This window comes from Luteitalea sp. (assembly GCF_044337415.1).
GTDB lineage: Bacteria > Acidobacteriota > Vicinamibacteria > Vicinamibacterales > Vicinamibacteraceae > Luteitalea.
In genome coordinates this window covers 1-11,864 of record NZ_JBIINP010000130.1, presented here as the reverse complement: position 1 = coordinate 11,864, position 11,864 = coordinate 1, and the positions used below count along the sequence as shown (strand labels likewise).

Sequence of the window (11,864 nt, the reverse complement as noted above, 5' to 3'; positions counted from 1 at the left end):
GCGAGCTGCTGCTGCTTCTGCTGGCGCAGCGCCTGGGCGATGCGGTCGCTCACCTCGGCCAGCGGCACGGTACGGGCCGGACGGTGCTCGGCGGCCTTGATGATGTGGTAGCCGAACTCCGACTCCACCAGGCCGCTCACTTCACCGGCCTTGAGGGCGAACGCGGCGTCCTCGAACGGCTTGACCATCTGGCCGCGCGGGAAGAACCCGAGGTCGCCGCCGGCCTGGGCGCTGCCGTCGTTGGAGTACTGCTTGGCAAGCGCGGCGAAGTCGGCGCCGCCCTTGATCTGCGTGAGCAGCCCCTCGGCCTTCGTCTTGGCCGCGGCCTTGGCCTCCGGCGTGTCGGCCTTGAGCAGGATGTGGCTGGCGCGCATGGATTCGGGCTGCATGAAGAACTGCGGGTTCTTCTTGTAGAAGTCGGCGATGTCGGCCTCGGTCACCGCCGCCTTGGGCTCGACCTCGGAGGTCAGGAGCTTGTCCACGGCCAGCCGCTGTCGCGCCTCGGCGCGCAGGTCGGCCTCGGTCATCTTGCGCGACGCGAGCGCCTTGGCAAAGGCCTCGGCGTTGGGCGCCTGCTTCTTCATCTCGTCGATGCCGGCGTTGACCTCGGCGTCGGTCGCCTTGATGTTGCGCGCGGCGGCCTCCTGCTCGAGCAGGCGCATCTCGACGAGCTGATCGAGGATGCCCCGGTAGATCTCGCTGCGCCGCTCGGCGGGCACCTGCTGCCCGGCGTTGGCCTCGAGGTTCCGGATGGCCTTCTCGAGATCGGCGGCCGGGATGTCGGCGCCATTGACGCGGGCGATCACCGTCGGCAACTGTGCCGGGACCGGCTTGACCGGCGCCGGCGGCGGCTGGCCCGGTTGACCCGGCTGACCGGCAGGGGCACCGGGAGCGGCGGCCGGCTGGCCGGCGGCCTCGGTCGGCGCCTGGTTGGCGGCGGCCTTGGATTCGGTGCGATTGCAGGCGATGCCCAGGGAGAGGGCGAGGAGGACGGGAACGACGTACTTCAAAGGGCAACCTCGAGGAAAGACGGACGAACCAGTATACGGGAGTCGGCAGTCGGGAGTCGGCAGTCGGCAGTCACTGGCGCGGAGTCGGCAGTCAGAAGCGCGGAGTCGGCCGTCGGCAGTGAGGCGGGCGTCAGCGGCGTACCGGCATGGCGGTCGTCGAGTCAGGGCACCGGCGATGCTTGTGGCTGAGACGACGGCACGGGCACGGCGGTCGGCATCTGGAGGAGCTGCGGCCCCGTGAGGCTGCCGCCCGGCACGCCGAGATGGGTGTAGCAGAGGGTCTGCGGCTCGGTCCCGACCAGGAAGGCCTCGTTGAACGGCTTGTCGCAGAACGGGCCGGCGCGGCCGCCCGTCTCCTTGTCGATTTCGACGAACGTGATGCCGTCGGGCACGGCGAAGGCTCGGTTGGGGTGGCCGGCGAGCGCGCGCTTCATGAAAGCCGTCCAGATCGGCAGGGCCGCCTGCGAGCCACTCAGGCCGACCGGCGTGTTGTCGTCGAGGCCCACCCAGACCACCGTCAGGAGTTCCGGCGTGAACCCGACGAACCAGGCGTCGCGCAGGTCGTTGGTGGTGCCGCTCTTGCCCGCCGCATCGAGGGCGAAGCCGGCGGCGCGGGCACCGGCGCCCGTCCCCTCGTTGAGGACGCTGCGCATCATGTTGGTGACGAGGAAGGTCGGCGCTGGCTGTGCGACGTGCCGGGGACGACCGGGCTCGGGCGTGGCCGAGGGCGAGCCGTCGACCTCGAGACGGGCGATGGCCCGCAGCGGGCGCACCTCACCCAGGTTCGGGAACAGGGTGTAGGCCTCGGCCATGTCGAGGGGCGTGGCCTCGAAGACGCCGAGGGCAATGGAGGGGTAGGCGCGGGCGGTGAACCCGGGCTTGATGCTGCGCCACAGCGAGGCGATGGTCTGGTACCCGGCCAGCTCGGCCATCTGGATGGTGGCGAGATTGCGGGAGCGGGCGAGGGCCCGGCGGGCCGTCACCAGGCCGTCGTTGGCGCCGTCGTAGTTGTGCGGCGCCCACTCCTGGCCGTTGACCAGGAACGTCGCGGGTTCATCGGACAGCACCGTGGCCGGCGTGAGGTCGGTGCGCCCCTCGCGCAGGGCCATGTCGTAGGCCGCGAGGAAGACGAACGGCTTGAAGGTGGATCCCGGCTGTCGCTTGGCCGTCGTCGCGCGGTTGTACTGTGACCGCTGGTAGGACCGCCCGCCGACCATCGCCAGGATTTCCCCGGTGCGGGGATCGACGGCGACCAGCGCTGCCTGGAGCGGCCCGCGCGACTGGCCCTTCCTGGCAAACCGCGACTCGATGTTGGCCACGCCCGTGCTCACCACGTCCTGGGCGACCCGCTGCAGGTGCAGGTCGAGCGTCGTGTGCACCTCGATGCGCGTGGCCGAGGCCCGCAACTCGACCCGTTCGCCGATCAGTTGCGCGACGTGGTCGACGAAGTAGGGCGCCTCGGCATCGACCGTGCCGGCGGCCGTCACCAGCGGTGTCGCGATCGCCGCGTCGGCCTCGGCGCGGCTCACGTACCCGGCGTCGGCCATCGCGCGCAGGACCACGTCGCGGCGATCCCGCGCCCGCGCCGTGTGCCGCGTCGGCGAGTAGGCGGCAGGCGACTGGATGATCCCTGCCAGCATCGCGGCCTCGGCCAGCGTCACGTTGGTGACGTCCTTGCCGAAGAACAGGTGGGCGCCCTCGGCCATGCCGTGCACCGAGAAGGAGCCGCGCTGCCCGAGGTAGACGTCGTTCAGGTACAGCTCGAGGATCTGGTCCTTGGTGAGGCGCCGCTCGAGCACGAGCGACATCACCTGCTCGCGGATCTTGCGCGTGTACGTCTTCTCGGGCGTCAGGAACGAGTTCTTGACCAACTGCTGGGTGAGCGTGCTGCCGCCCACCAGGTACGGCTTGTCGCCGCGCACGTTGGTCACCACGGCGCCGATGGTGCGGATCAGGTCGACGCCGGGATGCGAGTAGAAGCGCCGGTCCTCGATGGCCAGCACGGCCTGCACCACGGTCTTGGGAAGTTGGAGCAGCGGCACCTGTCGCTGGCGCCCGCGCCCGCCCGGAGCCACGGCGGTGAGCAGCGGGGCCTCGAGTTCCACCGACGCGACCTCACCGCTGCGTGCGAGCACGAGCGCGCCGACCTGGTTGGCCTTGCCCGACGCGTCCGGCGTCAGCGTGACGCGCACGATCTGGCCTTCGGCCGTGCCCCCCCGCGGCACGAGGCGGACCTCGCTGCCGGCCACGTCGAACTCGCCGGGTTCGATGGCGCGTTCGCGGCGTGTGTAGCCCAGGTCGTCGAGTCGCTCGTCGAGTTCCTGCGCGCTCAGCGCCTGGCCGCGCCGGAGCACGAACGGACGGGCATAGACCCGTGGCGCGACGCGGTCGTGGAGGCCGGAGAGGCGCGCGTCGACCTCGATCGCGACGCTGCGGTAGAGGAAGACGAAGATGCCCGTCAGCACCAGCAACGGGCCGAGCAGCACCGCCACGAGGACGCGGGGCCAGCGCCGCCGCCGTCGGCGTCGGGTCAGAGTTGCAGCAGCCAATGCTTGCCGCCCTCGGTGGGCAGGCACTCGTACAGCCGGGGCACGAGCGCGGGGCCGAAGCGGTTCATGAACCAGGCCAGGCAGACCACGCGCTCCTGCGGATGTCCTCCGGGGAACGCCAGGTGCTGGGCGTGCGCGAACTGCCGGCGCAGGGTGTCGTGCCGACGCTTGGCAGCCGTGATGACCTTCGTGTGCAGCGCGCGCACCTCGTGCCCGAGGCGACCGTGCGACGACTTCACGGCGCCGTCCAGGGTGGGGTCGAGCGCGGGCACTTCGGCCGCGAGCACCGCGATGCGTTCGTCGACGGCACGGGCGAGATCCTGGAGGGCCTGCTCGAGCGACGGCGGCAACTGGGCTTCGAGCCACTGGTTCAGCACGTGCTCGTCCTGGGCCTGCAGCGACTTGAGTTCCAGCGATGTGCGGGCGAGGAAGCGCAGCGCCGCCGAGTCGAGCACCGTGCCGGTCGCACGGGGGACGATCAGCGGCATGGGCGTCTCGTGGAACGCGTAGACGTCCTTGAGTTGCCCGAGGTAGGCCAGCTCGGAGGGGCCCGCCACGTACGCGATGGTCGGCAGCAGCGTGTCCTGCACGACCGCCCGCAGCAGGACGTTCGGACTGAATCGTTCGGGATGCGCGGCGGCGTCCTGGCGCAGGGTGTCGGCATCGACGGCCGCATCGCCGACGAAGAACTGCCCGTCGCGGTACTTGATGGGGATGCGTCCCTCGGCCATCGAGAAGAGGGCCGTGGCGTCGGGCTGCGCGAGGACCTGGGCGTGGTAGCCCGCGGCGACGAGCGCCTGGCCCGCCTCGGTGGCGAGCTGGCGGGTGTGTCCCGGCGTGGCCAGCACGCGCTGGAAGATGGCGCTGGCCAGCGGCTTGGCCGCCGGGTCACTGCCGTCGAAGACGATGACGCCCAGGGGGCCGAGGAGCTGATCGAGCAGGTGCCCGAACGCGTCCGCCATGCCCATCCCGGGCACGTAACAGCGCCGCAGGTGCGCAATCGTTTCGTCGGTGAACTCGGTGCGCGGCAGCAGCACCTCGAGTTCGGCCAGCACGCGCGTGATGTCGTCGGTGAGGCGCACGCGGCCCACCGGCACGTGCCCGTCGCCCTCGATGCCGCTCACCGTGAGCTTGTGCGGCTGCAGGTCGGCGTCGAGCACCCAGGCCGAGGCGACCTCCTCCCAGTCGTGGTCCTCGGCGTGGTTCCAGAACACCGTCACGCACGGCACGCCGAACTGCGCCTCGATGTCGGCGGCGAGCCGGGCGGCCGTGATCCCCTTCATCAGGGTGTACAGCGGCCCGCCGAACAGGCCGGCCTGCTGGCCCGTGACGATGGCGACCGTCTGCGGGTCGGCGAGCTTGCGTGCCGCCGCGCGTGCCTGCTCCGGGGCCTCGCGCTCGGCCAGTTGCCGCTCGAGCACGGCCACCATGCGGTCACGCTGCCGCGGATGGGCCTGCGCCCGCGCGATGGCTGCCCGCCACGCCTCGGGCGTGGCCGGGTCGCCGGCGTAGAACGCGGCGAGCGCGTCGTGACGGTAGGTGTAGTCCAGGCTCAGGCGGGATCCCGACCACTGGCGCAGGTCGATGCCCTGAGGCTGAACGGCCTGCGTGGTCGAGTCTGGGAGCACAGGGGGTCCACTGTCGCAAAGGGCCTCACGGGTGTCAAGGCGCGTCGAGCCGCCTGGCGACGCGCCCTTGCTATAATGCCCGCTCGTCTGCCCGCGCGAGCCTCGCGCAGGAGAGTCCCTGCCCTGACCCACGATCCCTCGTCCCTCTTCCAGCCGCCCGAGGAAGTCGGACCCTTTCGCGTCCGACGCGTTCTGGCGTCTGGGACGCTGGGGCCGCGCCTGCTCGTCGAGGACGAGCGTGGACGCCTGCAGGTCCTCAAGCTGATCACCGAGGTGGCCGGCGACGGCCCCGTGCTGGCCGAGCATCTGGAGCGGGTCCGGCTGGCGCTGCCCCAGCATCCGGCGCTGTTGCCCCTGACCGAGGTCGGTCTCAGCGACGAGGGCGTGTACCTCGCCTCGCCGGTGGTCACCGCGCCGACGGTCGAGGGGCGCTTGCGCGGCGGGCGACAGAGCCTCGAGGCGACGCTGCCGTGGCTGCGGCCCATCACCGCCGGCATGCAGGCCGCGCACGACGCGGGTGTCTGGCACGGCGCGATTCATCCACGCGACGTCCTGGTCACCGACGATGGCGGCATGTTGACCGGCGTGGGCCTGGCGCCCGTGCTCGAATCGCTGGACATGCAGGCCCCGGTGCGCGTGCCGTTCACCGCCCCGGAGCGCGCCTCGGGGCGGCCCTGGGACGCGCGCGCCGACCAGTACTCCCTGGCGATGCTCGCGCTCGACGCCCTGTCGGGGCGGCGCCTCATCGCCGGCACGATCCCGGCCTTCGACCGCTGGACGCTCGCCGAGACGCCCACCGAGGACGCCCGACTGCACGAGGTGTTCGTGCGCGCCCTGCATCCTGATCCCGACCAGCGGTTCCCCTCGGTCGAGGCGTGGCTGACGGCGCTGGCTGGAGACGAGCCGACCGCCGAAGCGGCCGGCGCCCTGTCGCGATTCGCGCGCGAAGGCGTGATCCTCGCCGCCCCTGCCGGCGAGGCGCCCCGCGAGATCGCCGTCCAGCCGATCGAGGACCCCGAAGGCGTGGCCCTGTCGCTGTTCCCTGAGGAAGAGGGCGCGCCGACTCCCTCGGCGACCCCAGGGGGGACGGCCGCGGCGGTCGACGACGAGGAAGTCGAGCAGGAGTGGCTGGTCGCCGACGTCCCGAGCGACGCCCACGACCACGACCCACTGGTGTTGCGCACCCCTGACGAGCATGTGGGCGCGTCGGCCTCCGGGGCGTCGTCGCCCGTGTGGCGCCTCGACGACCACGACGCACCGGGTGCGACCGACGCGTGGACGCCCGACGCACAGGAGTCGCCCTCGCGCCGGGCCTGGCTGCTGCTCGCGGTCCTGCTTGCCGTCGCAGCAGCGGGGTATGGCACGTGGCGCAGCCTGCAGGCACCCGGGCCGGGTACCCAGGCGTCAACGTCGTCTCCCGTCGAGCCCGAGCCCGTCTCGCCGTCGGCCGACCCGTCGGGCCCGCCGCAGGGCTTGCCAGCCGAGCGTCAGCCGCAGGCGGCCCCGGCCCCCGTGCCGCCGGCGGCGGTCGTGCCGCAGGCCCCGGTGACGCCCAGGGTGGTGCCGCCTCGTCAGGCGCCGCCGGCGGCAACCGCCGAGCCCGCGCCTGCCCCGCCGCAGCCGCCCACCGTCGCGACCGGCCGGGTGCTCATCCGCTCGTCTCCGTCGGCGGAGGTCCGGGTCAACGGGGCCGTTCGCGGCGAGACGCCGGTGGTGCTGCGCGACCTGCCGCTCGGCCCGTACACCGTGACGATCAGCCGACCCGGGTTCGTGCCGGTGGAACGGCAGGTGGTGCTGGCCGCCGCACAACCGGTGGCCTCCATGAGCATCGACCTCGTCCGACAGGACGCCGCGGCACCGACGGTCCAGCCCGCGCGCCCCGTGCCGGCGCCGGCGCGCCCGCCCGCGCCTGCCGCGCCGACGGCGCAGGCGGCGCCGCCAGAACAGGGCGAGGCCGACGCGCCCCGCACGGGCGGCATCTTCGTGGTCTCGACGCCGGCGCAGGCGCGCCTGACAATCGACGGCCAGTACTACGGCAGCACGCCCGCGTCGGTCCCCGGGCTGTCACAGGGCGCGCACACGGTTCGCGTGGAAGCGCCGGGATTCAAGCCCTGGGAGGGACGCGTCGCCGTGATTGCAGGCACGCGCGTCCGGGTACAGGCCACGTTGCAGCAGGAACAGGAATGAAAGCGCTACTCGCACTCGAGAACGGCCAGGTCTTCGAAGGCGTGGCCGCCGGCGCCACGGGAGAGACCAGTGGCGAAGTCGTCTTCAACACGAGCCTGACGGGGTACCAGGAGGTCCTGACCGACCCCTCGTACGCGGGCCAGATCGTGACGATGACGGCACCGCTCATCGGCAACTACGGCGTGTCGCCCGAGGACGTCGAGTCGCGCGGGCCGCAGGTCGCCGGGTTCGTCATGCGCGAGGAATCGCGCGTGGCGAGCAACTGGCGCTCCGAGTCCACGCTGAAGGAGTACCTCACCCGCAACGGCATCGTCGCGATCTCGGACATCGACACGCGGGCGCTGACGCGGCTGCTGCGGTCCTCGGGCGTGATGCGGGGCGTGATCGCGACCGGCGCCACCGTCCGCGGTGAGGACCTCGTGGAGAAGGCGCGCGCGGCGCGCCAGATGGCCGGGGCCGACCTCGTGAAGGACGTGACGTGCAAGGCGCCGTTCGACTGGGCGCCGACCGAGGAACCGGGCGCGACCGTCGGCCGCGACCTGATCCTCGAACCGGGGCGTCGCGCAGGTCGGCGACTGAAGGTGGCCGCCTACGACCTGGGCATGAAGTACAACATCCTGCGCCGGTTCGCCGAGCACGGCATCGACGTCCGGGTCTATCCGGCCACGACGCCGGCGGCCGACCTGATGAAGGACCACCCGGATGGCGTCTTCTTCAGCAACGGGCCGGGCGACCCGGCGGCGCTGCCCTATGTGGTGGCGAACGCCACGGCACTGGCCAGCGCGGACGTGCCGATCTTCGGCATCTGCCTCGGGCACCAGATCCTCGCGCAGGCGCTCGGCGCCCGGACGTTCAAGCTGAAGTTCGGGCACCGCGGCACCAACCACCCGGTGAAGCACCTGGCCAGCGGCGCGGTCGAGATCACCTCGCAGAACCACGGGTTCGCCGTCGACCCGGAGTCTATCCCGGCCGACGTCGAAGTGACCCACGTGAACCTCTACGACCACACGGTCGAGGGCCTGAAGCACCGCACGCGGCCGATCTTCTGCGTGCAGTACCACCCCGAAGCGGCGCCGGGGCCTCACGACGCCGATTACCTGTTCCGCGAGTTCCTCGACGCCATGGAGGCGCGCGCCTAGATGCCCCGCCGTACCGACATCTCCCGCGTGCTCGTCATCGGATCCGGCCCGATCGTCATCGGCCAGGCCTGCGAGTTCGACTATTCCGGCACCCAGGCGTGCAAGGCCCTGCGCAGCGAGGGGCTCGAGGTCGTCCTGATCAACAGCAACCCGGCGACGATCATGACCGACCCGGAGCTGGCCGACCGCACCTACGTCGAGCCGCTCACCGTCGAGATGGTCGAGCAGGTGATCATCCGCGAGAAGCCCGACGCGCTGCTGCCTACCGTGGGCGGGCAGACGGCGCTCAACCTCGCGGTGGCGCTGGCCAAGGCCGGCATCCTCGAGAAGTACGGCGTCAAGCTGATCGGCGCGCAGATCGACGCCATCGAGCTGGCCGAGGACCGGCTGAAGTTCAAGGACGCCATGAAGGAGATCGGCATCCCGGTGCCGATCTCGGCCGTCGTGCACACGCTCGAGCAGGCGCTGGACTGCATCGAGCAGGTCGGCTTCCCGGCGATCATCCGCCCGTCGTTCACGATGGGCGGCGTCGGCGGCGGCATCGCCTACAACCTCGAGGAGTACCGCGAGATCTGCGAGCGCGGCATCAGCCTCAGCCCGGTCCACGAGATCCTCGTCGAGCAGTCGGTGATCGGCTGGAAGGAGTACGAGCTCGAGGTGATGCGCGACCACGCGGACAACTTCGTGGTCATCTGCTCCATCGAGAACGTCGACGCGATGGGCGTCCACACGGGCGACTCCATCACGGTCGCCCCGTCGATCACCCTGTCGGACCGCGAGTACCACCGCCTGCGCGATGCGGCGCGGCGAATCATCCGTCGCGTCGGCGTCGAGACCGGCGGCAGCAACATCCAGTTCGCCGTCAACCCCGCCAACGGCGACTACATCGTCATCGAGATGAACCCGCGCGTGTCGCGCAGCTCGGCGCTCGCGTCGAAGGCCACCGGGTTCCCCATCGCCAAGATCGCCGCCAAGCTGGCGCTCGGCTACACGCTCGACGAGATCCCCAACGACATCACGCGCGTCACGCCGGCCTCCTTCGAGCCGACGATCGACTACATCGTGTGCAAGATCCCGCGCTGGGCGTTCGAGAAGTTCCCGACGGCCGACGCGACCCTCACCACGCAGATGAAGTCGGTGGGCGAGGCGATGGCCATCGGCCGCACCTTCAAGGAGGCCTTCCTCAAGGGCATCCGCTCCCTCGAGCTCGCCAGCAGCGGCGCGTCGCTCTTCGGGCAGCCGGTCGACGATGACGAGGAGAAGGTGGAGGCGCTGCGCCGGGCGCTGGTGATCCCGAACGACCGCCGGATGTGGGCCATCTTCCGCGCCCTGGAGCGCGGCTGGACGGTGGCCCAGGTCCACGAGCTGACGCACATCGACCCGTGGTTCCTCGAGCAGTTCCAGGAGCTGGTCGACCTCGGCAAGATGGCCCGCGACATCGGCCTGCGCAACATGTCCGAGGACCTGCTGCGGACGCTCAAGCGCAACGGCTTCGGCGACCGCGACATCGCCCGCCTGTGCGACGTCAACGAGGGCGCCGTGCGCGAGAAGCGCGAGGAACTCGGGCTGCGCAACGCCTACAAGCGCATCGACACGTGCGCGGCCGAGTTCGAGTCGTTCACGCCGTACCTCTACGGCACCTTCGAGCGCGAGTGCGAGGCCGACCCGACGCCGCGGGACAAGGTGGTGATCCTCGGCAGCGGCCCCAACCGCATCGGCCAGGGCATCGAGTTCGACTACTGCTGCTGCCATGCCGCCTTCGCGGCCCGCGACGAGGGCTACGAGACGGTGATGGTCAACTGCAACCCGGAGACGGTGTCGACCGACTACGACACGGTGGACCGCCTGTACTTCGAGCCGCTGACGCTCGAGGACGTGCTTGCCGTCATCGAGCGCGAGAAGTCGGCCGGCGGCGAGGTGTCGTGCGTCGTGCAGTTCGGCGGCCAGACGCCGCTGAAGCTGGCGCTCGCCCTGCAGGAGGCCGGCGTGAAGATCATCGGCACGTCGCCCGACTCCATCGACCTGGCCGAGGACCGCGAGCGCTTCTCGCAACTCCTCTGGGATCTCGGCATCCCGCAGCCGGCCAACGGCATGGCCGCGAGCCGCGACGAGGCGCGCGAGGTGGCCGCGCGCATCGGCTATCCGGTGGTCGTGCGCCCGTCCTACGTGCTCGGCGGCCGCGCGATGGCCATCGTGTACGACGCCGGCACGCTCGACAACTACATGGCCAACGCCGTGGACGTGTCGCCGGAGAAGCCGATCCTCATCGACCGCTTCCTCGAGGATGCCTTCGAACTCGACGTCGACGCGGTCGCCGACGGCCAGGGCGGCGTCATCATCGGCGGGGTGATGGAGCACATCGAGGAGGCCGGCATCCACTCGGGCGACAGCTCCTGCGTGGTGCCCACGTACCTGGTCGCCGAGAAGCACCTCGAGACGATCAAGGACTACACGCGCCGGATTGCCCGCGCGCTGAACGTCATCGGCCTCATGAACGCGCAGTTCGCCATCAAGGACGACACGGTCTACGTCCTCGAGGTGAACCCGCGTGCGTCGCGCACCGTGCCGTACCTCTCCAAGGCCACCGGCGTGCCGCTGGCCAAGATCGCGGCCAAGGTGATGACGGGCAAGTCGCTGGCCGACCTCGGCCTGGTGCAGGACCTCGGCGTCACGGGCGTGTTCGTGAAGACGCCGGTGTTCCCGTTCGTCCGCTTCCCTGGTGTCGACACGATTCTCGGCCCCGAGATGAAGAGCACCGGCGAGGTGATGGGGGGCGCCGCGACCTTCGGCACCGCCTTCGCCAAGGCGCAGATCGCGGCCGGCCAGAAGCTGCCGCTCGACGGCGCGGCGTTCATCAGCGTCAACAACGACGACAAGGCCAACGTGGTGCCGATCGCCCGCGACCTGGCGGGTCTCGGCTTCAAGCTGGTGGCCACGCGCGGCACCGCGGCGTACCTGCGGGCGCACGGGCTCGAGGTCGAGGTGGTCTACAAGATCAACGAGGGGCGTCCGCACGTTGGCGATCGCATCGTCAACAAGCAGATCCACCTCGTGCTGAACACGCCGCTCGGCCGCGAGTCGTTCTTCGACGATCGCAGCGTGCGACGCGTCGCGATGATGCAGGGCGTGCCGTGCATCACCACGCTCACCGGCGGTGCGGCCACCGTGAGCGCGATCCGGGCGCTGCGCGAGCAGGGCCTCGATGTCCGGTCGCTGCAGGAGTACCACGGCACGGTCACGGCCCCCGCCTGACACGGCGGGACCCGCCGGGCACGACCACGAGGCGCCTTCGCACGGAGGCGCCTCGTTTGCGTTTGTGGGTATCGGGTATCGGGTATCGGGTATCGGGTA

At 71.0% G+C, this 11,864-nt stretch carries 6 protein-coding genes; 3 read left to right on the top strand and 3 right to left on the bottom strand.

All coding sequences use genetic code 11. The features are described from left to right. The 3 genes from ACIRDX_RS16010 to bshC form a co-directional block, all read right to left on the bottom strand. A partial coding sequence (locus tag ACIRDX_RS16010) for a peptidylprolyl isomerase (protein WP_396626438.1) occupies positions 1-1,010 on the bottom strand: 1,010 nt, incomplete at its 3' end. A 161-nt stretch (positions 1,011-1,171) separates the two neighbouring features. Further along, on the bottom strand, positions 1,172-3,502 hold the full coding sequence (locus tag ACIRDX_RS16005; protein WP_396626437.1) for a PBP1A family penicillin-binding protein: 2,331 nt from the start codon (positions 3,500-3,502) through the stop codon (positions 1,172-1,174). Between the two features lie 38 nt (positions 3,503-3,540). Beyond that, complete coding sequence (gene bshC, locus ACIRDX_RS16000; protein ID WP_396626436.1) at positions 3,541-5,187, bottom strand: bacillithiol biosynthesis cysteine-adding enzyme BshC; 1,647 nt, start codon at positions 5,185-5,187, stop codon at positions 3,541-3,543. Between the two features lie 75 nt (positions 5,188-5,262). Here bshC and ACIRDX_RS15995 point away from each other — a divergent pair, with 75 nt between their 5' ends. From ACIRDX_RS15995 to carB, 3 genes are read left to right on the top strand one after another with little or no spacing between them, the layout of a single operon-like run. After that, complete coding sequence (locus tag ACIRDX_RS15995; protein WP_396626435.1) at positions 5,263-7,374, top strand: PEGA domain-containing protein; 2,112 nt, start codon at positions 5,263-5,265, stop codon at positions 7,372-7,374. Further along, complete coding sequence (gene carA, locus ACIRDX_RS15990; protein ID WP_396626434.1) at positions 7,371-8,513, top strand: glutamine-hydrolyzing carbamoyl-phosphate synthase small subunit; 1,143 nt, start codon at positions 7,371-7,373, stop codon at positions 8,511-8,513. Before ACIRDX_RS15995 ends, carA begins: the two co-directional genes overlap by 4 nt. Next, the gene (carB, locus tag ACIRDX_RS15985; RefSeq protein ID WP_396626433.1) at positions 8,514-11,765 is read left to right on the top strand and encodes a carbamoyl-phosphate synthase large subunit; all 3,252 of its coding nucleotides are present in this window, start codon (positions 8,514-8,516) and stop codon (positions 11,763-11,765) included. Positions 11,766-11,864: the final 99 nt, after the last annotated feature.